The 22,696-nt window shown below is 73.7% G+C and carries 16 protein-coding genes and 1 pseudogene; 6 read left to right on the forward strand and 11 right to left on the reverse strand.

The genetic code is table 11. The features are described 5' to 3' along the window. Positions 1-42 precede the first annotated feature (42 nt). Entirely contained in the window at positions 43-1,989 is a 1,947-nt protein-coding gene (locus E3Z34_RS19035; RefSeq protein ID WP_238695147.1) for an ABC transporter ATP-binding protein, read from the reverse strand. After that, positions 1,986-3,917 (reverse strand): ABC transporter transmembrane domain-containing protein, encoded by a 1,932-nt coding sequence (locus E3Z34_RS12045; RefSeq protein WP_134773798.1) that lies wholly within the window; start codon positions 3,915-3,917, stop codon positions 1,986-1,988. The genes E3Z34_RS19035 and E3Z34_RS12045 overlap by 4 nt, the downstream gene beginning before the upstream one ends. A gap of 151 nt (positions 3,918-4,068) precedes the next feature. On the opposite strand from E3Z34_RS12045, the gene E3Z34_RS12050 reads away from it, so the two are divergent. The 3 genes and pseudogenes from E3Z34_RS12050 (at position 4,069) to E3Z34_RS12060 (ending at position 9,925) form a co-directional block, all read left to right on the forward strand. Next, positions 4,069-4,269: a hypothetical protein gene (locus tag E3Z34_RS12050; protein WP_134773799.1), complete on the forward strand. Its 201-nt coding sequence runs from the start codon at positions 4,069-4,071 to the stop codon at positions 4,267-4,269. 95 nt (positions 4,270-4,364) lie between these two features. Beyond that, positions 4,365-9,448: pseudogene (locus tag E3Z34_RS20310) on the forward strand (Lhr family ATP-dependent helicase). A gap of 33 nt (positions 9,449-9,481) precedes the next feature. Beyond that, the gene (locus E3Z34_RS12060; RefSeq protein WP_202976947.1) at positions 9,482-9,925 is read left to right on the forward strand and encodes a PaaI family thioesterase; all 444 of its coding nucleotides are present in this window, start codon (positions 9,482-9,484) and stop codon (positions 9,923-9,925) included. Positions 9,926-9,986: 61 nt separating this feature from the next. Here the strand turns inward: E3Z34_RS12060 and E3Z34_RS12065 are convergent, their stop codons facing one another. From E3Z34_RS12065 to E3Z34_RS12080, 4 genes are all read right to left on the reverse strand, one after another. Then, entirely contained in the window at positions 9,987-11,090 is a 1,104-nt protein-coding gene (locus E3Z34_RS12065) for an ABC transporter ATP-binding protein (RefSeq protein WP_134773800.1), read from the reverse strand. Between the two features lie 3 nt (positions 11,091-11,093). Next, on the reverse strand, positions 11,094-12,416 hold the full coding sequence (locus E3Z34_RS12070) for an ABC transporter substrate-binding protein (RefSeq protein ID WP_134773801.1): 1,323 nt from the start codon (positions 12,414-12,416) through the stop codon (positions 11,094-11,096). A 104-nt stretch (positions 12,417-12,520) separates the two neighbouring features. Beyond that, a complete protein-coding gene (locus E3Z34_RS12075) occupies positions 12,521-13,375 on the reverse strand; it encodes a carbohydrate ABC transporter permease (RefSeq protein WP_238695148.1) in 855 nt (284 codons plus the stop codon). Then, positions 13,372-14,271 (reverse strand): carbohydrate ABC transporter permease, encoded by a 900-nt coding sequence (locus E3Z34_RS12080; RefSeq protein WP_134773802.1) that lies wholly within the window; start codon positions 14,269-14,271, stop codon positions 13,372-13,374. The genes E3Z34_RS12075 and E3Z34_RS12080 overlap by 4 nt, the downstream gene beginning before the upstream one ends. Before the next feature lie 125 nt (positions 14,272-14,396). On the opposite strand from E3Z34_RS12080, the gene E3Z34_RS12085 reads away from it, so the two are divergent. The 3 genes from E3Z34_RS12085 to E3Z34_RS12095 are packed head-to-tail and all read left to right on the forward strand — an operon-like array spanning position 14,397 to position 16,722. Beyond that, positions 14,397-15,338: a DMT family transporter gene (locus E3Z34_RS12085; protein WP_238695149.1), complete on the forward strand. Its 942-nt coding sequence runs from the start codon at positions 14,397-14,399 to the stop codon at positions 15,336-15,338. A 10-nt stretch (positions 15,339-15,348) separates the two neighbouring features. Further along, entirely contained in the window at positions 15,349-15,927 is a 579-nt protein-coding gene (locus E3Z34_RS12090) for a peroxidase-related enzyme (RefSeq protein WP_134773803.1), read from the forward strand. Positions 15,928-15,933: 6 nt separating this feature from the next. Continuing rightward, a complete protein-coding gene (locus E3Z34_RS12095) occupies positions 15,934-16,722 on the forward strand; it encodes a DNA-formamidopyrimidine glycosylase family protein (RefSeq protein ID WP_134773804.1) in 789 nt (262 codons plus the stop codon). A gap of 15 nt (positions 16,723-16,737) precedes the next feature. On the opposite strand, the gene E3Z34_RS12100 is transcribed toward E3Z34_RS12095, so the two are convergent. The 5 genes from E3Z34_RS12100 to E3Z34_RS12120 are packed head-to-tail and all read right to left on the reverse strand — an operon-like array spanning position 16,738 to position 22,513. Continuing rightward, positions 16,738-17,076, reverse strand: a complete 339-nt coding sequence (locus tag E3Z34_RS12100) for a helix-turn-helix domain-containing protein (protein WP_134773805.1) — start codon at positions 17,074-17,076, stop codon at positions 16,738-16,740. A gap of 12 nt (positions 17,077-17,088) precedes the next feature. Next, entirely contained in the window at positions 17,089-17,661 is a 573-nt protein-coding gene (locus tag E3Z34_RS12105) for a CinA family protein (protein ID WP_134773806.1), read from the reverse strand. A gap of 3 nt (positions 17,662-17,664) precedes the next feature. After that, the gene (pgsA, locus tag E3Z34_RS12110) at positions 17,665-18,276 is read right to left on the reverse strand and encodes a CDP-diacylglycerol--glycerol-3-phosphate 3-phosphatidyltransferase (RefSeq protein ID WP_134773807.1); all 612 of its coding nucleotides are present in this window, start codon (positions 18,274-18,276) and stop codon (positions 17,665-17,667) included. Continuing rightward, positions 18,273-19,805 carry a 30S ribosomal protein S12 methylthiotransferase RimO gene (gene rimO, locus E3Z34_RS12115; RefSeq protein ID WP_134773808.1) on the reverse strand — a complete coding sequence of 511 codons (1,533 nt, stop codon included), beginning with the start codon at positions 19,803-19,805 and terminating at the stop codon, positions 18,273-18,275. The genes pgsA and rimO overlap by 4 nt, the downstream gene beginning before the upstream one ends. 29 nt (positions 19,806-19,834) lie before the next feature. Further along, complete coding sequence (locus E3Z34_RS12120; protein WP_134774886.1) at positions 19,835-22,513, reverse strand: FtsK/SpoIIIE family DNA translocase; 2,679 nt, start codon at positions 22,511-22,513, stop codon at positions 19,835-19,837. Positions 22,514-22,696: the final 183 nt, after the last annotated feature.

The following is a 22,696-nucleotide window of genomic DNA, read 5'->3' on the forward strand; positions in this document are numbered from 1 at the left end:
GGGACGCCGGGCCGGGCCGCCCGCCCGACGGCCCGGCCGGTCTCAGCTCGTCCACGCCCGCCACAGGGCGGCGTACTCCCCGTCGGCGGCCAGCAGCTCCTCGTGGCTCCCGAGCTCGACGATGCGGCCGTCCTGCACGACCGCGATCCGGTCGGCGTCGTGGGCGGTGTGCAGCCGGTGCGCGATCGCCACCACCGTCCTGCCGGTGAGCAGCGCGCTCATCGAGCCCTCCAGGTGCCGGGCGGTGCGCGGGTCGATGAGCGAGGTCGCCTCGTCCAGGACCAGGGTGTGGGGGTCGGCCAGGATGAGGCGGGCGAGCGCCACCTGCTGCGCCTGCGCAGGGGTCAGCTGGTGGTGCCCGGAGCCGAGCACCGTGTCCAGGCCGCGCGGCAGGGCCCGCACCCAGGCGTCGGCGTCGACCGTCGCCAGGGCACGCCATACCGACTCCTCGCCCGAGCCCTCCCGGGCGAGCTCGACGTTGTCGCGGACACTGCCGCGGAAGACGTGGTGCTCCTGGGTGACGAGGGCGACCTCGGCGCGCAGCCGCTCCAGGGGCAGCTCGACCAGCTCGACGCCGCCCAGGGTCACCGACCCGGCCCGCGGTCCGTGGATCCCGGACAGCAGCCGGCCGAGCGTGGACTTGCCGGACCCGGAGGGACCGACGACCGCCAGCCGCTCCCCCGGCCGCAGCGCGAGGTCCACACCGTGCAGGACGTCGTGGCCCTCCCGGTAGGCGTAGCGAAGGTCGCGCCCCACCAGCTCGGAGCCGGACGGCTCGGCGGTGCCGGCCACGCGGTCGGCGGGCACCTCGGCGATCCCCAGCAACCGGGTGGTCGAGGCGATGCCGACCTGGAGCCGGTCGATCGTGCCGATCAGCCGGTCGAAGGGGCCGTAGAAGGTCTCGATGTAGAGCATCGCGGCCGTCAGCTGCCCCAGCGTGACCTGGCCCTGGACGTAGAGGAGGGCCCCGAGGACCAGGGTGATGACCCGCGGCATGGAGAAGGCCATGTCCATCACCGCGAACAGGATGTTGCGCAGGAAGAGCCCGTAGCGCTCGGCCTGGGCCGACACCTCGATGTCGTCCGCCCCGGCCCGGCGGCGCCGCTCCTGCAGGCCGTAGGCCTCGACGGTGCGCACCCCCTCCACCGTCTCGGTGAGGGTGGAGTTGATCCGGGAGTAGGTCGCGCCCTCGAGCAGGTAGGCGGCCGGTGCCTGCTGCAGGTAGCGGCGCACCTGCAGCAGCGACAGCGAGGCGGTGAGCACCGTGGGGACGGCCAGCGCCCACGAGTTGAGCACCATCGCGACCACCGTGAGCAGCACGGTGACGATCCCGATGATGAACTCGGGGAGGGCCCAGCGCACCGCACCGCTCATCGAGCTGACGTCGCGGGTGACCCGGGTGACCAGGTCGCCGGTGCTGGCCGACTCCACCCGGCCCAGGGGCAGCCGGAGGACGGCCCGCACCACGTGCTCACGGGCCTCGGCGAGCACCCCGTGGCCCAGGACGGCCGCGAGCCACTTGGCGAGGAAGGTCAGGACCGCCTGCGCCACCAGCACCCCGGTGACGACCAGCACGAACGTCGTGATCGTCCCCGGGACGGGTCGGCCGGAGGACTCCACCATGGTGTCCACGAGACGACCCAGCAGCAGCGGCACGGCCAGCCCGGCGGCCGCCGCGAGCGCGTTGGCCAGGGTCACGGTGAGGACCAGGCCCGCGCGCCGGCGCAGCAGCCCGCGCAGGTAGTCGAGGACCGTGCGGCTGCTTGCGACCGGAAGACCCCGCCGGGGGTCGAGCGCCTCGGCGAGGTGGTCCTCCGCACGCTGCCGGCGCAGCGAGTGCCGCTCCCACAGCAGCCGGTGGCGCTCACGCCGGGTCACCGAGCCGGGTGCCGGCGGCCGGAGGGCCACGGGGACGGCCGGGGGCCGCTGCGGCTCCTGGCTCCAGGTGCGCGCCGAGTCGGCGCGCAGCCGCTCATCCAGCGAGCTCATGTCCTCACCTCCTCCGGGTGCAGGTCGTGCGGGGCAGGGGGTATGTCGTCAGGGCCGTCGTCGTCGCCGCGCAGCACGGTGGACCGGTAGCCGGCGTGGGTGGCCACGAGCTGGTCGTGGGTGCCGGTCGCGGCGACGCGTCCGTCCACGAGGTAGGCGACCTCGTCGGCGTGGTGCAGCAGCAGCGGCGAGGCGGTCATGACCACGGTGGTCCGGCCGCGGCGGTGGGCGGGCAGCCGGTCGGCGATGCGGGCCTCGGTGTGCGCGTCCACGGCCGAGGTGGGCTCCACGAGCACGAGGACGGGGGCCCGGGCGGACAGCGCCCGGGTCAGCACCAGTCGCTGGCGCTGGCCGCCGGACAGCCCGCGTCCACGCTCATCGAGGACGCCCTGCCACCCGCCCGGGAGGATGTCGTAGACGTCCTCCGCCGCCGCCGCGTGCAGGGCCGCCTCGGCCTCCTCGCGGGTCAGCCGCCCGTGCGGGTCGACGGCCTCCTGGAGGGTGCCGGCGAAGACGTGCGCCGCGGTGTCGCTCACCAGGATCAGCTGCCGGGTCTGCTCCAGCGGGAGGTCGGCGAGATCGACGCCGCCCAGCGTCACGCCCCAGGACCCGCCGGCCCGGGCCCGGTCGCGGGCGGCCAGCTCCCGGCGGGCGCGGTCACGGGCGAGCTGGGCGCGGCGGGCGGTCCGCCCGCTGGCCTCGTCGTCGCTCTCGTCGTCGGGCAGCGTGTCGCCCGCGGGGAGGTAGCGCCCGAGCCGGTCGGCGAGCGCGGCCGAGTCGTCCGGGACGGCACTGACGACCATCGTGAGCCGCCCGGCCCGCACGCGCAGCCCGGAGGCGTCGTCGACGAGGTCGCCCGCGGCCAGGAGCAGCAGGTCGGTGGTGGGCCGGGGCTCGGGCTGCGGCCAGGGGTCGGGCGTGCCGAGCACCCCGATCGTCTTGCGGGCCGAGACGACCGACCGGGTGATCTGCTGGAAGGACTCGAAGACCACGCGGATCGGCTGCACGAGAAAGAGGGCGTAGCCGAGGAAGGTCACCAGCTCACCGATGCGCGGCCCGCCCTGGCGCACCTGCTCCACGCCCATCGCCATGAGGGCGACGACGAACAGCCCGGAGAGCAGCACGCCCACCGCCTCGACGAAGGCCGCCCAGCCGCCTGCCTGCACCCCGGCGCGGCGGACCCGCTGGCTCTGGCCGGCGTAGTTGTCGCCGAAGATGCGCTCGCCCCCGATCCCGCGGAGGATGCGCAGCCCGGCCACGATGTCGGTGGCCAGCGAGGTCAGCTCGGAGTCGCGCGAGCGCTCCCGCGTCTGGGCTGCGGTGAGGGGGCGCAGCAGGACGCTCGAGAGCAGGACGAGCAGCGGGGCGACGAGGAGCACGACCAGCCCGAGCGGCACCGAGATCTGCAGCACGATCGCCGCGACGACCAGGTAGGCCACCAGGTTGCCCACGGTGCGGGAGACGATCTCGACGAAGTGGCCGAACTGCTCGCCGTCACCCCCGTTGACCGACAGGACCTCCCCGGTGGGCGCCCGCCGCGGCAGCACGTGCCCCAGGGCGGCCGCCTTGTGGGTGACCAGCCGGGTCTGTCCGTAGGCGGCCACGAGCCAGGACCGGACGACGACGGTGTGGTAGAACACGCCGCTGCCGGCACCGATCAGGGTGACGAGCAGCAGCACCCCGCTCCACAGGGCGATCTGCCCGGTGTCGCGCGGCAGGATCCCCTCGTCGATCGCCCGTCCCAGGACCCACGGGGTGAGGGCGGTCGGCAGCATCCAGGCCAGGCTGCACAGGCAGCCGATGACGACCAGGTCCGCCTGGCGGCCCAGCAGCCACAGCAGGTGCCGGCTGGGTGAGCGGGTGTCGGGCTCGTCGAGCGGCCCGGACCCAGGGGTCCAGGCGGTGACGGTGGGGGGGAAGTCGCGCATGGCGAGGAGCAACACTAGGCCCTCCCACCGACGGACCACGAACGGTTTTCGGGCGCGAGCGGCCCCGTCCGGCACCGTCCCCGGCCGGACCGGCAGCCTCGGGCGTGAGAGGATGACGGGCAGTACCCGTCATCCGCGCTCTGGAGGCATCGTGAGCACTCGTCCGGACCTCGCCTGGTGGCAGAAGCTGCTGGTCTTCCTCAAGATGTGGCGTCCTCCGCACCGCACGCTGCACCACGAGCTGCGCGAGGCCCAACCGCCGCCGGTGCCGCCGGTGACCGGGGCCCACGGCAACCGGGTCGACACCACCACCCGGCGTCGTCTGGTCCCTCAGCGCGCCGACCGCGACTGAGCCGCCGGCCCCTCCTCGCCGGAGCCGGCCGGGGACGCTGCCCGGCGGTGCTGTCGACCGGGACGTCTGTCACCGCCGGGTGACAGAGTGTGCCCGTGACCTCAGCGCACACCGCTCCGGCCCCGTCGACGGTCCTCGACCGGTTCTCGCCGGCGACCCGGGCCTGGTTCGACGCCTCCTTCCGCGAGCCCACCACCGCCCAGGTCGGCGCCTGGTCCGCGATCAGCCGGGGTGACCACACGCTGGTCGTGGCTCCGACGGGGTCGGGCAAGACGCTGTCCGCCTTCCTATGGGCGATCGACCGGATCGTCACCGACCCGCCCGCGCCCGCCGCGTCACGGCCCGCCAGGCCCAGGTCCGGCGAGCGCAGGTCCGACGGGCGCAGGTCCGACGGGCGCAGGCCCGCTGCGGGCACGGCGGGCACGGCTGATGGTGGCGGCCGCGCCGCCCGGTGCCGGGTCCTCTACGTCTCCCCGCTGAAGGCGCTGGCCGTGGACGTCGAGCGCAACCTGCGATCACCCCTGGTCGGCATCGCGCACGCCGCCACGCGCCTGGGCCTGCCCGCGCCGTCGGTCTCGGTGGCGGTGCGCTCCGGAGACACCCCCGCCGCGGACCGCCGCGCCTTCGCCCGTGACGGCGCCGAGATCCTCATCACGACCCCCGAGTCGCTCTTCCTCCTGCTCACCTCGCAGGCCCGCGAGGCCCTCAGCGGCGTCGAGTCGGTCATCGTGGACGAGGTCCACGCCGTCGCGGGCACCAAGCGCGGCGCGCACCTGGCGCTCACCCTGGACCGGCTGGACGCGCTGCTGGACCGACCGGCCCAGCGCATCGGCCTGTCGGCCACCGTGCGTCCGGTGGAGGAGGTGGCGCGCTACCTGACCGGCGGTCGTCCGGTCACCACGGTGCAACCGGCGTCCACCAAGGAGTGGGACCTCCGGGTCGCCGTCCCGATCCCCGACATGTCCGACCCGGGTGCCACCGAGCGTCCCACGGTCCCTGGCAGCAGCCCGGCGCAGCGCCGCACGGTCTCGGGCGGGCCCGACGGGGCCGGCGGGGTCGGGGCGGCAGCCGCGGACCGGTGGGTGGTCGGTGCCGACAGCACCGACCACCCCGCCGAGCCACCCGGTCGCGGCCCCGTCCTGCCCGACCTCGACGGCGACGGTGGCGGCGACGTCTGGGCCCCGGCCCAGGACCCCGAGGAGCGCGCCTCCATCTGGCCGCACATCGAGCGACGGGTGGTCGACCTGGTGGAGCAGCAGACCTCCACGCTGGTCTTCACCAACTCCCGTCGGGTGGCGGAGCGGTTCACCTCCCGGCTCAACGAGGAGTGGGCCGAGCGCCAGGCCCCGCCGGAGGAGGACGCCGGGGACGGCCCCGGCGGACCGCATACCCCGGGGCCCGCGGAGCGTCCGGCCGCCCAGGTCATGGCGCAGTCCGGGGCGAGCCAGGGCGCGCCCCCGGCCCTGGCCCGGGCCCACCACGGCTCGGTGAGCAAGGAGCAGCGCGCCGTGATCGAGGACGCGCTCAAGACCGGCCAGCTGCCGGCCGTGGTGGCGACCAGCAGCCTCGAGCTCGGCATCGACATGGGTGCCGTCGACCTCGTCGTCCAGGTCTCCAGCCCGCCCAGCGTCGCCTCGGGGCTGCAGCGCGTCGGGCGCGCCGGGCACCAGGTGGGGGCGGTCAGCCACGGTGTCTTCTTCCCCACCCACCGCGCCGACCTCGTGCAGACCGCCGTCGTCGTCGACCGGATGCGCGCCGGGATGATCGAGTCGCTCCACGTGCCGGCGAACCCGCTCGACGTCCTCGCCCAGCAGGTCGTGGCGATGGTCGCCATGGACGACTGGACCGTCGCCGACCTCCACGACCTCGTGCGCCGCTCGGCCCCCTACGCCGCCCTCCCCCGACCGCTGCTGGAGGCCGTGCTCGACATGCTGGCCGGACGGTACCCGGGTGAGGACTTCGCCGACCTGCGCCCCCGGATCGAGTGGGACCGTCTCACCGACACGCTCACCGCGCGCCGCGGCGCCCAGTTGCTGGCCGTCACTTCCGGCGGCACCATCCCCGACCGGGGGCTGTATGCCGTCATGCTCGCCACCGGGGACGGGCCGGGCCGGCGCGTCGGCGAGCTCGACGAGGAGATGGTCTACGAGTCCCGCGTCGGCGACGTCTTCACCCTGGGCACGACGAGCTGGCGGATCGAGGACATCACCCACGACCAGGTGCTGGTGACGCCCGCACCGGGCCAGATCGGGCGGCTGCCCTTCTGGAAGGGCGAGGCCCAGGGACGACCGGCCGAGCTGGGCGCCGCGGTCGGCGCCTTCGTCCGGGAGACGGCGGCCCTCCCCCGCGCGGAGGCGCTCGCCGCGCTCACCGGGCCCGGGCGGGGTCTGGACGCGTGGGCCGCCGACAACCTCGTGACCTACCTGGAGGAGCAGGCCCAGCACACCGGCGGGCACGTCCCTTCCGACCGGACGGTCGTGGTCGAGCGTTTCCGCGACGAGATCGGGGACTGGCGCGTGGTCGTCCACTCCCCCTGGGGTCGCCCGGTGCACGGGCCGTGGGCGCTGTGCCTGGCCGCACGGGCCCGCGAGCGGTACGGCACCGACGTCCAGGCTCTGGCCGCCGACGACGGGATCGTCCTGCGCCTGCCCGACCTGGGTGGCTGGGACGACGAGGGCGGGAACGAGCGGTCGCAGGGCGCGCGGCTCGACGCCGAGGTGGCCGAGCTGCTCACCCTCGACCCGGACGAGGTCGCCGACCTGGTGACCCAGGAGATCGGCGGGTCGGCGCTGTTCGCCTCCCGCTTCCGGGAGTGCGCGGCGAGGGCGCTGCTCCTGCCCCGGCGCAACCCGGGGCGACGCAGCCCCTGTGGCAGCAGCGCCAGCGCTCGGCGCAGCTGCTGGAGGTCGCCTCGCGCTACCCCACCTTCCCGATCGTGCTGGAGGCCGTCCGGGAGGTCGTCCAGGACGTCTACGACGTGGCGGCCCTGACCGACCTCATGCGGCGCATCGCCGCCCGGGAGGTCCAGGTCGTCACCGTCGCCAGCCAGAGCCCCTCACCCTTCGCCCGCTCTCTGCTCATGGGCTACATCGCCCAGTTCCTCTACGAGGGCGACTCCCCGCTGGCGGAGCGGCGGGCGGCCGCCCTCTCCCTCGACCCGGCCCTGCTCGCCGAGCTCCTCGGACGGGGCGAGGGAGCCGCGCTGCGCGACCTGCTCGACCCGCAGGTCGTGGCCCGGACGGAGGCGGAGCTGCAGCGGCTGACCCCCGAGCGGGCGGCGCGCGACCAGCAGGACGTCCTGGACCTGCTGCGGGTGCTGGGCCCGCTCAGCACCCCGGAGATCCTGGCCCGTGCGCAGGAGGAGGTGCGCGGGTCGGTCGCCGGCTGGCTCGCCGAGCTCGCGGCGGCCCGCAGGGTCATCGAGGTGAGGGTGGCCGGGGAGCAGCGGTGGGCCGACGCCCAGGACGCCGCCCGGCTGCGCGACGCCCTGGGCACCGCGATCCCGGTGGGGATCCCGGCCACCTACCTGGAGCCGGTGGACGACCCGCTGGGCGATCTCGTGGTCCGTTATGCCCGCACCCACACGCCGTTCACTCTGGCCGAGCTGGCCGGCCGGCTGGGTCTGGGGGCCGCGGTGGTGCGGGACGCCGCGCGGCGCCTCGTCTCCTCGGGCCGGCTCGCCGAGGGTGCGCTGGTGCCGCACGGCACCGGGCACGACGACCTGTGCGACGCCGAGGTCCTGCGGCTGCTGCGTCGCCGGTCCCTCGCCGCCCTGCGTCAGGAGGTCGAGCCGGTGCCCCAGCGCACGTACGCCCGCTTCCTCCCCCGGTGGCAGGCGGCGACCGGGCTCGGGTCCGGCGGTGGGGACCGAGCAGCAGCTGCGGGGCGGTGACGGTGTGCTGCGCGCGGTCGAGCAGCTCGCCGGGGCACGGCTGCCCGCCTCCGCGCTGGAGTCCCTCGTGCTGCCCGCCCGGGTCCGTGACTACACCCCCGCGCTGCTGGACGAGCTGATGACGGCCGGGGAGGTGCTCTGGCAGGGCCACGGCAGCATGCCCGGTGACGACGGATGGGTCTCGCTCCACCTGGCCGACGCGGCGCACCTCACCCTGGCCGGGCCGGAGCCGGTGGAGGAGGGTCCCGGGGCGCCGCTGCTCGAGCTGCTCGAGCGGGTCCCCGGCGGGCCTACCAGTTCCGGTCGCTGTCCGACGCCGTGGGCTCCACCGACGACCCGGGGCTCACCGCCGCCCTGTGGCAGCTGGTCTGGGGCGGGCGCGTCACGGCCGACACCTTCGCCCCGGTCCGGGCCCTGCTCGGGGGCGGCCGGACGGCCCACCGCGCGCGCCGGAGCCCGACGCGCTCGTCCCGGTGGTCCCGGTCCTCGGTGGCGCTGTCGCAGCGGGCGGCCCGGCCTGCCCTCCCGCTGCGGTCGGGCCCCCCGAGCACGGTCGGGCGCTGGTCGCTCCTGCCGCCGGTGGAGACCGACCCGACGGTCCGCGCCCTGGCCACGGCCGAGCAGCTGCTCGACCGCTACGGCGTGCTGACCCGCGGCTCCGTGGTCGCCGAGGGCATCGCCGGCGGGTATGCCGGGGTCTACCGGGTCCTGGCCGGCGCCGAGGAGGCGGGCCGCGTCCGGCGGGGGTATGTCGTGGAGGGTCTCGGCGCGGCGCAGTTCGGCTCCGCCGGGGCGATCGACCGTCTCCGCGCCCTGGACGGCCAGGCCCGGGACCAGGACGGCCAGGACCCCGAGGTGGTCCTCCTGGCCGCGACCGACCCTGCCAACCCCTACGGGGCGAGCGTGCCCTGGCCGGAGCGGGGCCCGGGCGAGGGCGACCCGGACCGTGACCCCGCCCGTGGCGCGCCCGACACCGGTGGCGCGCACCGGCCGGGGCGCAAGGCCGGTTCGATGGTCGCCCTGGTCGACGGGGCCCTGGCCCTCTACCTCGAGCGCGGCGGCCGCACCGCCCTGACCTTCCCCGTGCCCGAGCCGCAGGACGGGCACCAGGTGTGGACGACGGTCGCCCACACGCTGGCGGGAGCCGTGCGGTCTGGGTCGCTCGCCGGGCTGACGATCAGCAAGATCGACGGCGCGGGAGCCCTGGGGGCAGGCTCCCCCCTGGCCGCGGCGCTGGTGGAGGCCGGCTTCCACACCGCACCCCAGGGCCTGCGCCTGCGGCGCTGAGGGCCCGGCAGACACCACCGTCGAAGGAGCACCGTGAGCCCCCAGCGTCCCCACCACCCGCAGTTCGACGCGCTGGTCCGCGCGTCCTTCGAGCGTCAGGGCATCATGCGGACCCTCGGTGCCGACCTCACCCGGGTCCTGCCCGGCCAGGTCGACATCGCGGTCCCCTACCACGAGGGGCTGACCCAGCAGCACGGGTACTTCCACGCCGGCGTCGCGACAACCCTGGTGGACTCCGCCTGCGGCTACGCCGCCCTCACCCTCATGCCCGAGGGGTCGGAGGTCCTGTCGGTGGAGTTCAAGACCAACTTCCTGGCGCCCGCCCGGGGCGAGTTCCTTCGCGCCGAGGGCAGGGTGCTCCGCGCGGGCCGCACGATCACCGTCTGCCACGGCGACGTCTACGCCGTGGCGGACGGGGAGCAGACCCACTGCGCCACGATGATCGCGACGATGATCCGCGTCGACAGCACGGCCTGAGGCCGTCCCCGGGCGACGACGGACGTCACCGGCTACGTCGCCCGGGTCGGCGAGCTCGCTCCTACTCGTGCGGCACCCGGACGCCCTCGGCGTCGAAGACCAGCTCCTCCTCCGGGTGGACGCGCAGCCGGAGCCGGTCGCCCTGCGAGATCTGCTCCCGCTTGTCCAGGCGCACCACGAGGTGGTCCCCGCGGACGGACACACCCTCCGACACCTCCGGCGTGCCGAAGACGAAGGTCTCCGACCCCAGCCGCTCCAGCCGGTCGACGACGACGACCAGCTCGTCCCGGCCGGGCGAGCCCCCGGTCCCGACGACGTCGAAACCCTCCGGTCGCAGCCCGACCGTGACCGGCGAGGCGACCTCGGTCGGGCGCAGCGGGATGTCCAGGCCCGGGGCCAGCAGCGCGCGGCGCTCGCGCACCTGCACCCCGTCGAGGAAGTTGATCGCCGGTGAGCCGATGAAGCCGGCCACGAAGGCGTTGACCGGCCGCTCGTAGAGCTCGGTCGGTGAGCCCACCTGCTGCAGGACGCCGTCCCGCAGCACGCAGACCCGGTCGCCCATGGTCATCGCCTCCGTCTGGTCGTGGGTGACGTAGACGGTCGTCGTGCCGAGCCGGCGCTGCAGTTCCGCGATCTGGCCACGGGTCGACACCCGCAGCTTGGCGTCCAGGTTGGACAGCGGCTCATCCATGCAGAAGACCTTGGGCTGGCGCACGATCGCCCGGCCCATGGCCACCCGCTGGCGCTGACCGCCGGACATCTTGGCCGGCTTGCGGTCCAGCAGGTCCTCCAGCTGCAGGATGCGCGCCGCCTCCGCCACCCGCTCCCGGATCTCGGCCTTCGGGGTCCCGGTGTTGCGCAGGGCGAACGCCATGTTCTCGGCGGCCGTCATGTTCGGGTAGAGGGCGTAGCTCTGGAAGACCATGGCCACGTCCCTGTCCCGGGCGCGCACGCGGGTGACGTCCTCGTCGTCGATGAGCAGGCGCCCGGAGGTCACCGGCTCCAGGCCGGCGAGCATGCGCAGCGAGGTCGACTTGCCGCACCCCGACGGACCGACGAGGACGACGAACTCACCGTCCTCGATCTGCAGGTCGAGAGCGTCGACCGCCGGACGGTCCGCGCCCGGGAAGGTCCGGGTCGCCTGCTCGTAACTGACGCTGGCCATCGGTCAGCGCAGCTCGGGCTCGACGTCCCGCTCCACGACCTGCTGCAGCTCCTGGGCCAGCTCGGTGAAGACCTCCGTCACGTCCTCGCCACCGGTGGTGATCCGGTCCAGGGCGGCACCGATGCGGGCACCACCGCCGGGGACGAAGACGCGCGCGTAGTCCTGGGACTGGGTGTTGGGCAGCTGCTCCAGCGCGGTCTCGAAGTTGGGGTTCTCCTCGAGGTAGCCCTGGACCTCCTCGGTGTCGATGGCGTCCTTGCGGACGGGCACGTACCCCGTGGCCTGGCTGAAGGTCACCGTGTTCGCGGTGTTGGTGTACCAGTCGACGAACTCGGCCGCGGCCGCCTTGCGGGCCTCGGAGATGTTGTTGGAGACCGCCAGGCCGGCGCCACCGGTGGTCACGCCCGGCTGCGGGCCGGGGAGGAAGGCGGTGCCGAAGTCGAAGGTGGCGGTCTCGACCAGGCCGCCGAGCGAGCCGGTCGACTGGAGCAGGGCTGCCGCCTGACCGGCGGCGAAGTCGCTGTTCGGGTCGGTCGCGATGACGAAGTTGCCGGACTCGACCTGCTCCTGGAGGAACTCCCCGGCGGCGATCGACCCCTCCGAGGTGAGGACCGAGGTGTCCCACTCCTGCGAGTAGGCGCCGTCGAAGGTCCAGATCATGCCCTGGAAGTACCAGTCGAGGTAGTTGGAGCCGTCGGGGATGGTGAGGGCCGGCATACCCGGGTTGGCCTCACGCAGGTCGGTCGCCCACCCGGCGAACTCCTCCCACGTCTCGGGGCCGCGGTCCGGCAGTCCCGCCGCCTCCCACATGTCCTTGTTGTAGTAGAAGAGGGGGGTCGAGCGGGCGTAGGGGACGGCGTAGTGCTGGTCCTCGAAGACGTAGTCCTCACGCAGCGAGTCGACGTAGCTGCTCGTGTCCACGTCCGCGGCCTCCCACAGCTCGTCCAGCGGCGCGATGGCGTCGTTGAGCATCATCGGGAACCAGGTGACGTCCGAGGCGACGACCACGTCGGGCACGTCGCTGCCGGCCTGGGCGGCGTTGAAGCGGTTGGCGACCTCCTCGTAGTTGGCGCCGGCGGTCACCAGCTGGATGCTCACCCCGGTCTCCTCCTCGTAGGCGGCGATGAGCTCCTCCTCGGTCTCCTTGGACCCACCGGGGTGGTTGGACCAGAACACCAGGCTGGTGACCTCCTCGTCCGCGCCGCCGCCGGCGGCACCGGTGGCGCCGTCGTCCTCGTTCGTGCCGCCGCCACCGGTCCCGGCGCAGGCGGTCAGCAGGCTGGCGGTCAGGGCCAGGCCCAGGATCGTGGGGATGGGACGGGTCATGTTCTCTCCTCGGCAGGTGCCCGGCGGGCGGGCGCGGTGGTGGACGGGGTCGATGGGTGCGGGGTCGGTGGGTCGGGGGTGGACGGGTATGCGGTCATGGCGGCTCAGCCCTTGACCGCCCCGGCGGTCAGGCCCTTGATCATGTGACGCTGCAGCAGCAGGAAGACCAGCAGGATGGGCAGCATGGTCAGCACGGTGCCGGCCATCACCGGCCCCCAGTTCGTGAAGCCCTCGGCGTCCTGCAGCTGGGTCAGGCCGACCGGCAGCGGCGCGGTCGAGGCGTCGTCGGCCATGAGCAGGGGCCACAGGTACTGGTTCCACTCGTTGACGACGGTGATGAGCGTGAAGGCGATGACGGTGGGCCAGGACATCGGCAGCACCACCCGCCAGAGCAGGGTGAACGGGCCGGCGTGGTCCATCTCGGCGGCCTCGATGATCTCCCCGGGCAGGGAGATGAAGTGGTTGCGCATGAGGAAGGTCCCGAAGGCCACCCCGGCCAGCGGGATCATGATGCCCTGGAAGGTGTTGCGCCAGCCCAGCTCGGCCACGAGCGCGTAGTTGCTGATCCAGGTGATCTGGCTGGGGACCATGAGCGCCGCGATGATGAACAGCAGCGCCAGCGTGCGACCGGGGAAGCGCAGGAAGGACAGGGCGAAGGCCGACAGCACCCCGATGACCACCTGGACGATCGTGAGGGTGCCGGTGATGAAGACCGAGTTGCGCAGGTAGCTCAGGAACGGCACGCCCTGCCGGACGCCGTCGTAGTTCTCGAAGGTGACCGGGTCCGGGACCCACGTCACCGGGACCGAGTAGATGTCGCTGCGCTCCTTGAGGGAGGCCGCGAGGATCCAGTAGAGGGGCAGGGCCACCACGACCACGACCAGCACCATGGCCAGGTAGCCGCTGACGGCCGACACGGGGCTGCGCCGTTCGTGGGGCGCGATCTGGGCGGTGCTCACTTCTCCCGGCCCCTCTCCATGACCCACACCTGCATGAGGGTGATGACGAGCAGGGCGAGGAACATGACCGTGGCGACGGTGGCGCCGTACCCGGCCCGCAGGTTGACGAAAGTCTCCTGGTAGATCTGGTAGACCATCGTGGTCGTGCCGTTACCGAAGGGTCCGCCCCGGGTCATCGTGTGGATGACGTCGAAGACCTGGAAGCTGTTGAGCATCACGGTGATGAGCAGGAAGAAGGTCGCGCCCCGGAGCTGGGGCCAGATGACCATCCGGAAGCGCGTCCAGGCGGAGGCGGAGTCGATCTCGGCGGCCTCGTCCAGGTCGCGTCGCCGGGCCTGGAGGGCCGCCAGGTAGATGACGAAGGTGTACCCGAGGTTCTTCCACACGTAGGTGATGGTGACCATGAACAGCGCCCACCCGGCCGACTGGTAGAAGTTGGGCGGGGTGATGCCGATCGTGCGCAGCAGGTCGGGCACCAGGCCGAAGGTGGGGGTGAAGATGAACTGGAAGGCCACGCCGATGGCCGCGCCCGACAGCACGAACGGGGCGAAGACCAGCGACCTCACCCCACCACCGCGGCCGAAGAGCTTCTGGTCCAGGAGCAGGGCCAGCGCCAGGCCGATCACCATGGAGCCGATCACTGCGGCACCGGTGAAGATCAGCGTGTTCCACAGGACCGTCCGGCTCGAGTCGCTGGTGAAGAACTCGACGTAGTTGTCCCACCCGATGAAGGTGGACCGCGGGCTGCCGAGGTTCCACCGGAAGAAGCTGAGCCGGATGTTGTCGACGAGGGGCCGGTAGGTCCAGACCAGGAGCAGGAGGACGTTGGGCAGGAGCAACGCCGCGGCGAGCAGCGCCTCCTTGCCCCGTCCAGGTCGTTCCTCGATCCGGCTCACGCGGCGCGACGCTACTAGACCTTCGGCAACGATGCGCACCCGGGCCGGTGGACAGCAGGTGGCGCCCGCGTGTCCGCCGCGTGACCGGCTGCGTGACCCAGCCCGGGCCGTGGTCCAATCGGGCGGTGACGACCCGGCCCGCCCACGCAGCCCTGGCCGCCCTGGGGGCGGCGACGCTGTGGGGGACCACGGGGACGGCCCAGGCACTGGGGCCGCAGGGGACGGACCCGACGTCCGTGGGCGCTGCCCGGGTGGGCCTCGGTGCGGTGGTGCTGGTCCTGCTGGCCCTGGTCCACCGTCGGCGTCGTCCGGGCGGGCCCGACCGCCCCGCCGCGCTGCTGGGGGCGACGGGGGTGGCGGGCGGCCCGGTCGGCCGTGTCCCGGGCCCGGTGGTGCTGGTCGTCGGGGGGCTCGCCGTGGCGGCCTATCAGGCGTTCTTCTTCCTGGGGGTGGCACGGGCCGGCGTCGCGGTGGGCACGGTCGTGGCGCTCGGCGTCGCGCCCCTGGCGACGGGCTTGCTGGGGACGGGGCTGGGTGAGCGACCGACGGCCCGCTGGCTGGTCGCGACGGTGGGTGCCGTCGGGGGGATCGGCCTGCTCGTCAGCGGCTCCGCACCCGGCGGGGGTGACGTCGACCTTGTGGGGCTGGGCGCGGCCCTGGGTGCCGGGGTGTCCTACGCCGTCTACACCGTGGCTGCCCGCGCCCTGCTGGTGCGCGGCGCGGACGGGAGGAGCGTGGTGGCCGGCTTCTTCACGATCGCGGCGGTGCTGCTGGCCCCCGCCCTGGCCCTCGGCGACCTGGGCTGGCTGGCCACGGGCGCGGGCGCGCTCATGGTCCTGTGGCTGGGGGTGGCCGCCACCGGGGTGTCCTACGTGCTCTTCCAGCAGGGGCTGGCCGGGCTCCCCGCCGGGACCGTCGCCACCCTCTCCCTCGCCGAGCCTGTGACCGCGACCCTCCTCGGGGTCCTCCTGCTGCGCGAGGACGTCACCGGTCTCACGGCGGTAGGCATCCTGGTGGTCCTGGGCAGCCTGTCGGTCATGGCCGTGCGGCGGCGGACGCCGGGCTAGGGTGGCCACCATGAGCGAGCGCACCGACGCGTCCATCTCCGCCCTCCCGCTCCCCGCCGAGGAGGACGTGCCGGAGGGTGTGCAGCGGCTGTGGGCCAGGTCGCGCGAGGTCTTCGGCTTCGTGCCCAACGTCTTCGTGGCGCAGGCCTACAACCCCGAGCAGTTCCAGGCCTGGTGGGCCTACTTCAACCTGCTGGTCAACAAGCCGGGCCACCTGAGCAACGCCGAGCGTGAGCTCCTGGCCGTGGTGGTCAGCGGCGTCAACCGCTGCACCTACTGCGCCGTCTCGCACGGGGCGGCCCTGCGGCACCACAGCGGCGACCCCGTCACCTCCGACCTGGTCGCCGTCAATTGGCGGCAGGCCGACCTGCCCGAGCGGGAGGCGGCGCTGGCCGCCTACGCGGAGAAGCTCACCCTCACCCCCGCCGAGGTGACGCCCGAGGACCTCGACCCGCTGCGGGGCGTGGGGCTGGACGACCACGCCATCCTCGAGGCGATCCAGGTCATCGGCATGTTCAACATGACGAACCGGATCGCGACGGCCATCTCCATGGTGCCCAACGTCGAGTACCACTCCCAGGCCCGCTGAGCCCCGATGCCCGAGGGTGACGCCGTCTGGCGCACCGCCTCCCGTCTGCACGGGGCACTGGCCGGTGAGCTGATCGCCGGCTGCGACCTGCGTGTGCCGGCCCTGGCCACGAGCGACCTGTCGGGGAGGCGCACGCTGGAGGTGGTCCCCCGGGGCAAGCACCTCCTGCACCGTGTCGAGGGCGGTCTCACCCTGCACAGCCACCTGCGGATGGACGGCTCGTGGCGGGTGCAGCCGGCCGGTGCGAGGTATGCGGCGGCGCGCCGCCACACCACGCGCGCCCTGCTGTGGACCGCCGCGGTCGTGGCCGTCGGGGACAGGCTGGGGATGCTCGACCTGGTGCGGACGGTGGACGAGGGTCGGGTCGTGGGACACCTGGGGCCCGATCTCCTGGATCCGGGCTTTGACCTGGACCTGGCCGTGGCGAACCTGCTCGCCGAGCCCGGCCGGGGGGCCGCGGAGGCGCTGCTGGACCAGCAGAACCTGGCCGGGATCGGCACCATCTGGGCCAGCGAGCCCCTCCACCTGCACCGGATCTCCCCCGCCACGCCCGTCGGCGAGGTCGGGGCCGAGCGGCTGCGCGAGCTGCTCACCACGACCCGGCAGCTCATGGTGCGCAGCTGCCGGCTCCCCCGGACCACGACCACCGGGTCCACCACCCCCGGGGAGGAGACGTGGGTCTTCGGCCGGCCCGACCGACCCTGCCACCGGTGCGGGTCCCTCGTGCGGCAGCTCACGGTGGGGTCGGCCCCCCGGGAGCGGATCGTGAGCTATTGCCCCACCTGTCAGCGGTGAGCGACCGGACTCGGCTCAGGCGGCGGAGACGACGGCGCGGCGCCGGGTGGTGACCTCGCTGCGCCGGATCGGCTGGGCCAGCCCGTCGGTCAGGACCGCGGTCATCTGCTGCTGGGCGGCCTCGGCCAGGCTGACGCGGTCCGCGACGTCGGAGAGCATGTCGGACAGGGGCACGTCCAGGGCCCGGCAGATCGAGGCCAGCAGCTCGGAGGAGGCTTCCTTCTCACCGCGCTCGATCTCGGACAGGTAGCCGAGGGAGCACGAGGCCGAGGCGCTGACCTCCCGCAGCGTCCGACCCTGGGTCTGGCGGGTCTCGCGGAGGGCGTCGCCCAGCTCGCGTCGCAGCAGCACCATGGTCGTCCCTCCTCAGCAGCTCGTCGACCGGGCGGTCTCTCCCGGATGGTCTCCTACGGTACATCCCCGGTCCGACAGTGTCGGGGGGAGCGTGTCGTGCAGCAGCCGCAGCGCGGCGCTCACGCTGGCGGTGCGGATCTGCGCCCGGTCACCCTGCAGCCTCAACGCGCGGTGCGCGGTGATGTGTTCCCCGTCCCGGTGTCCGCAGACGGCCACGTGCACGGTGCCGACCGGTCGACCCTCGCTCGGGTCGGGGCCGGCCACCCCGGTCGTCGCGACGGCCCAGTCCGCGTGCAGCATCCTGCTCGCCCCGGCCGCCATGGCCTCGGCGCACTCGCGGGAGACGGTCCCGTGGCGGCGGACGACCTCGGCGGGCACGCCCAGCGCCTCGTGCTTGACCTCGGGGGCGTAGGCCACCACCCCTCCGCGCACCACGGTGCTGGCTCCGGGGACGCCCACGAGCGCCGCGCAGACCAGACCGCCGGTGAGGGACTCGGCCGTGGCCACGGTGGCGCCGAGGGCGCGCAACCTCCCCACCACCTCCGGGGCGCCCGGGACCGAGGCACGCGACCCGGCCGGCGTCATACCTCAGGCCCGTCGCGCGGCGCCGGGGGCGAGGGCCTGCCGGACGTAGTCGACGCCGGTGAGGACCGTGACCAGGACCGCGGCGTACATGACCCACAGGCCCAGGTCGCCCAGCCACCCCACCAACGGTGCCATCACCAGGGAGAGACCGACCGCCTGCAGGACGGTCTTGAGCTTGCCGCCCTTGCTGGCGGGGATCACCCCCCGCCGGATGACGACGAACCGCATGAGCGTGATGCCGACCTCCCGGACCAGGATGACCACCGTGACCCACCAGGGGAGCAGGTCGATGAGGGACAGTCCCACCAGGGCGGTGCCGATCAGCGCCTTGTCGGCGATGGGGTCCATGAGCTTGCCGAAGGCCGTGATGAGGCCCTGTCGTCGGGCGAGGTGACCGTCCACCCAGTCGGTGAGGATGGCGACGAGGAAGACCAGCAGCGCCCACCAGCGCATCGACGTGTCCTGCCCACCCTCGGTCAGCAGCAGCCACCCGAAGAGCGGGACCAGGAGGATCCGCAGGACGGTGAGGGCGTTGGGCAGGTTCCACGGCGAGGCCTGCGGGGTCTCCGGGGCCGTGGCGATCTCGGGGCCGTCGGGGTCGTGGGGACCGATCACAGGGGTCTGGCCTCCTGGGGGCGGGACGGGGCGGGCAGGAGCGGGACGGCCACGAGGTCGACCCCTTCGGTGGCCACCACCTCGGCGGTCACGATCGTGCCGGGGGCGAGGTCCGGTGCGGCCCCGTCGGGGGTGACCAGGTAGGTGACCCCGTCGACGTCGGGCCCCTGCTGCCCGGCCCGGCCGACGAGCCGGTCCTCGCCGCCGTCGGTCTCCACCCCCTCGACCAGGACCTCGACGAGGGTGCCGACGCGCTCCTCGGCACGCTGGGCGGTGAGCTCCTCGACCAGCGCGGTGACGGCCGCCACCCGCTCGGCGATGATCGCCTCGTCCAGCTTGCCGCCGAGGCCCTCGGCCTCGGTGCCGTCCTCGTCGGAGTAGCCGAAGACCCCGACCACGTCCAGCCGTGCCTCCTCCAGGAAGGCGGTCAGCTCGGCCAGGTCCTCCTCGGTCTCCCCGGGGAAGCCGACGATGACGTTGGTGCGGATGCCCGCCTCGGGCAGGCGCGTGCGGACCTGCTCCAGCAGCGTGAGGAACGAGGCCCGGTCGCCGAAGCGCCGCATCCGGCGCAGGAGCGGACCGCTGGCGTGCTGGAAGGAGATGTCGAAGTAGGGGACCACCCCGGGGGTGCTGGCCATGGCGTCCAGCAGGTCGGGGCGGATCTCCGCCGGCTGGAGGTAGGACACCCGGACCCGCTCGATGCCGGGGGTCGTCGTCAGCTCGGGCAGGAGCCGGTCGATGAGGCGCAGGTCCCCCAGGTCCTTGCCGTAGGAGGTGGTGTTCTCGCTGACGAGGAAGACCTCCCGGACGCCTCGCTCCCCCAGCCAGCGCGCCTCCTGCAGGATCTCCTCCGGGCGGCGGGAGACGAAGCTGCCCCGGAACATGGGGATGGCGCAGAAGGCGCACCGTCGGTCGCAGCCCGAGGCGATCTTCAGGGGCGCCCACGGCCGGTCGTCGAGCCGGGAGCGCACCACCCGCGGGCCGCTGGCGGGTGCGACGTCGGCCAGGGGGGTGCTGGGCTCGGGCGTCGGGGGCAGATCCGCGGGCGCCGTGGGCTGCTGGTGCCCCGGGAGCGCGACCGCCCCGGAGGCACCTCCCCGTGCCGCGGGGGCGAGCGGGAGCAGGGTGCGGCGGTCCCGCGGCACGTGGGACGCCGGGCGCTCCCCCGCCAGGATGCGCTGCAGGTGCCCCGACATGTCCGCGTAGGAGTCGAACCCGAGGACGGCGTCCGCCTCGGGCAGCTCCTCGGCCAACGAGCGACCGTAGCGCTCGGCCATGCACCCCACGGCCACGACCTTCTGGGTCCGCCCGGTGCGCTTGAGGTCGTTGGCCTCGAGCAGCGCGTCGATGGAGTCCTTCTTGGCCTGCTCCACGAACCCGCAGGTGTTCACCACCGCCACGTCGGCCTGGGCCGCGTCGTCGACGAGGGTCCACCCCTCGGCGGCCAGACGTCCGGCCAGCTCCTCGGAGTCGACCTCGTTGCGGGTGCAGCCGAGCGTGACGACGGCGACGGAGCGGGCCAGGGACATGACGGCCAGTCTACGGTGGCAGGCCGTGGTCAGTAGCGGTCGCGACCGCCGCGGTCGGTCAGCTCCCAGGCGTCCTCGGACTCCTCGTCGTCCTCCTCGACCACCCGGCTGCCGGAGACGGGGTCGTCGTCGTAGCGGCTGTCGCGCACAGCGGGGCGGATCTCCCCGGTCTCCCCGCCCTCGTCGGACAGCACCTCGTCCTCCTCGTCGACGACGACCACCTCGGCCGCGCCGGCGTCGAACGGCTCGCTGACCGTCTCCGGCTCGGGACGGGGGGCGGGCTCCTGGCCCTGGAGCAGCGAGAGCGTCTCCTCGAGGTCGTCGGGCTTGACGAGGACGTCGCGGGCCTTGGACCCCTCGGAGGGCCCCACGATCCCTCGTGACTCCATGAGGTCCATCAGCCGACCGGCCTTGGCGAAGCCGACCCGCAGCTTGCGCTGGAGCATGGACGTGGAGCCGAACTGCGTGGTGATGACCTGCTCGGCCGCCTGGAGCAGCAGGTCGAGGTCGTCGCCGATGTCCTCGTCGATCTGCTTCTTGGCGGGGGCCGCGACGACCTCCTCGACGTACTTCGGCTTGAGCTGACCGGTGACGTGGGCGACGACGTCGTGGATCTCCGACTCGCTCACCCACGCCCCCTGGACGCGCATGGGCTTGGAGGCCCCCATCGGCAGGAACAGGGCGTCGCCCTGGCCGATGAGCTTCTCGGCGCCGGGCTGGTCCAGGACGACCCGGCTGTCGGCGAGCGAGGAGGTGGCGAACGCCATCCGGGACGGGACGTTGGCCTTGATCAGGCCGGTGACCACGTCGACGGAGGGTCGCTGGGTCGCCAGGACCAGGTGGATGCCAGCGGCACGGGCCAGCTGGGTGATGCGCACCACCGACTCCTCGACGTCGCGCGGGGCGACCATCATGAGGTCCGCGAGCTCGTCGACGACGACGAGCAGGTAGGGGTAGGGCTGGATGACCCGCTCCGAGCCGGGGGGCGGGGTGACCTTGCCCGCGCGGACGGCCTTGTTGAAGTCGTCGAGGTGCTTGTAGCCGTACGCCGCCAGGTCGTCGTAGCGGTGGTCCATCTCCTTGACCACCCAGGCCAGCGCCTCGGCGGCCTTCTTCGGGTTGGTGATGATCGGGGTGATGAGGTGGGGGATGCCCTCGTAGGCGGTGAGCTCGACCCGCTTGGGGTCGACCAGGATCATCCGCACCTCGTCCGGGGTGGACCGCATGAGGATCGAGGTGATCATCGAGTTGACGAAGCTCGACTTGCCCGAGCCGGTGGCACCCGCGACCAGCAGGTGGGGCATCTTGGCGAGGTTGGCGATGACGTAGCCTCCCTCGACGTCCTTGCCGACGCCCATGACCATCGGATGGGTGTTGTTGCGCGCCGCCTGGCTGCGCAGGACGTCCCCGAGGTTGACGTTCTCCCGGTCGGTGTTGGGGATCTCGACGCCCACCGCGGACTTGCCCGGGATCGGCGAGAGGATGCGCACGTCGGCGGAGGCGACGGCGTAAGCGATGTTCTTGGACAGGGCGGTGATGCGCTCCACCTTCACCCCGGAGCCGAGCTCGACCTCGTAGCGCGTGACGGTCGGCCCGCGGGTGAAGTCGGTGACCTGCGCGTCGATGTTGAAGTCGTCGAGGACGCCCGTCAGTGCCTCGACCACCCGGACGTTGGCCTCCGAGCGCTCCTTGTGCGGGCTGCCGGGCCGCAGGATGGTGGAGTCCGGCAGCGTGTAGGTGACGTCGCCGGCCAGCTGCAGCTGCTCCACGCGCTGGGGCAGCTGCGCGGTCGGCGGCGCCTGCAGCTCGTTCTTGGCGGGCGTGGCCGCGGCCTCCCGGAGCTTGTCCACGGCGCTCTTGTCCTGCGGGCGCTTCTGGCCGGGACGCAGCGCGGGGATCTCCTCGGTCGAGTCCCCCGTCCCGGGCTCGGACGCCCGCGCGGCCGGTCGCGTCGACCGCCGCTCGGGCGCGGCCTCCGCCTCCGCCCCGGGCTGCTGGTCCGGCGCGGGGCGGGTGCGGCTGCGGGTGCGCGGGGACGAGGCCGCCCTGGCCCGCTCGACCTCCGCAGCCTGCTCGAACGCGACGTCACCGTGACGCTCGTCGAGGTCGGCAGCACGGCGGCGGGGCCGGCGCTGCCGTGGCAGCACCTCGCCGGTCACGGGGTCCACGTCGTCGAAGCGCGCGGAGTCGAAGAGGTGCTGCTCCACCTCACGGAGGCGGTCGGGGATGCGGTGGACGGGGGTCCGGGTGAGGACGAGGAAGCCGAAGACGCCCAGGAGGGACAGGACGATGTAGGCACCGGTGACGGTGATCGCGGACGCGGGGATCGAGGAGGCGATGAAGCCCAGGACTCCGCCGGAGGCCTGCATGGCCGCCGGTCCCTCCCCGTAGTCGGGGTTGCCGGTGGCCAGGTGCGTGATCCCGCTCGCGGCGACGAGCATGGCGGTGGTGCCGATGCTCATCCGGTTGGTGGCCTGCTGCTGGTCGGGGGCCCGGAAGAGCCGGACGGCGAAGAAGAGCAGGACGACGGGCAGCACGAGGGCCACGCGACCGAAGGTCCCGGCCGCGACGGCGTGGACCGCGTCGCCGAACATGCCGTCCAGGCCCCACCACTCCCGCAGCGCCACGACCAGGGCCAGGGCCAGCAGCAGGAAGCCGGCGCCGTCACGACGGTGCTCGGGCTCCAGGTCGCGGGCCGTGTCCGTCATCGCGCGCACGGTGCCCCCCGTGACACCGGCGATGCCGCGCGCGGCCCGGCCGGGCAGGGAGGGGCCGGGGTCCTTGGCGCCCTTGCCCCCGGCCCGCGCGGGGCGGGCGCCGCCTCCCGACCGTGCGCCGCCCGCGGACCGTCCCCCCGAGCGGTCGGCCGGTCGCGAGGACGACCCGCGGGT

It is taken from the genome of Ornithinimicrobium flavum (assembly GCF_004526345.1).
GTDB classification, from domain to species: Bacteria; Actinomycetota; Actinomycetes; order Actinomycetales; family Dermatophilaceae; genus Ornithinicoccus; species Ornithinicoccus flavus.

What these genes read in the sequence shown, in the direction of transcription:
- E3Z34_RS19035 (WP_238695147.1), bottom strand. Translation starts at nt 1,989, where the DNA reads ATGAGCTCGCTGGATGAGCGGCTGCGCGCCGACTCGGCGCGCACCTGG.
- E3Z34_RS12045 (WP_134773798.1), bottom strand. Translation starts at nt 3,917, where the DNA reads ATGCGCGACTTCCCCCCCACCGTCACCGCCTGGACCCCTGGGTCCGGG.
- E3Z34_RS12065 (WP_134773800.1), bottom strand. Translation starts at nt 11,090, where the DNA reads ATGGCCAGCGTCAGTTACGAGCAGGCGACCCGGACCTTCCCGGGCGCG.
- E3Z34_RS12070 (WP_134773801.1), bottom strand. Translation starts at nt 12,416, where the DNA reads ATGACCCGTCCCATCCCCACGATCCTGGGCCTGGCCCTGACCGCCAGC.
- E3Z34_RS12090 (WP_134773803.1), top strand. Translation starts at nt 15,349, where the DNA reads ATGAGCGAGCGCACCGACGCGTCCATCTCCGCCCTCCCGCTCCCCGCC.
- E3Z34_RS12095 (WP_134773804.1), top strand. Translation starts at nt 15,934, where the DNA reads ATGCCCGAGGGTGACGCCGTCTGGCGCACCGCCTCCCGTCTGCACGGG.
- E3Z34_RS12100 (WP_134773805.1), bottom strand. Translation starts at nt 17,076, where the DNA reads ATGGTGCTGCTGCGACGCGAGCTGGGCGACGCCCTCCGCGAGACCCGC.
- E3Z34_RS12105 (WP_134773806.1), bottom strand. Translation starts at nt 17,661, where the DNA reads ATGACGCCGGCCGGGTCGCGTGCCTCGGTCCCGGGCGCCCCGGAGGTG.
- rimO (WP_134773808.1), bottom strand. Translation starts at nt 19,805, where the DNA reads ATGTCCCTGGCCCGCTCCGTCGCCGTCGTCACGCTCGGCTGCACCCGC.
- E3Z34_RS12120 (WP_134774886.1), bottom strand. Translation starts at nt 22,513, where the DNA reads ATGACGGACACGGCCCGCGACCTGGAGCCCGAGCACCGTCGTGACGGC.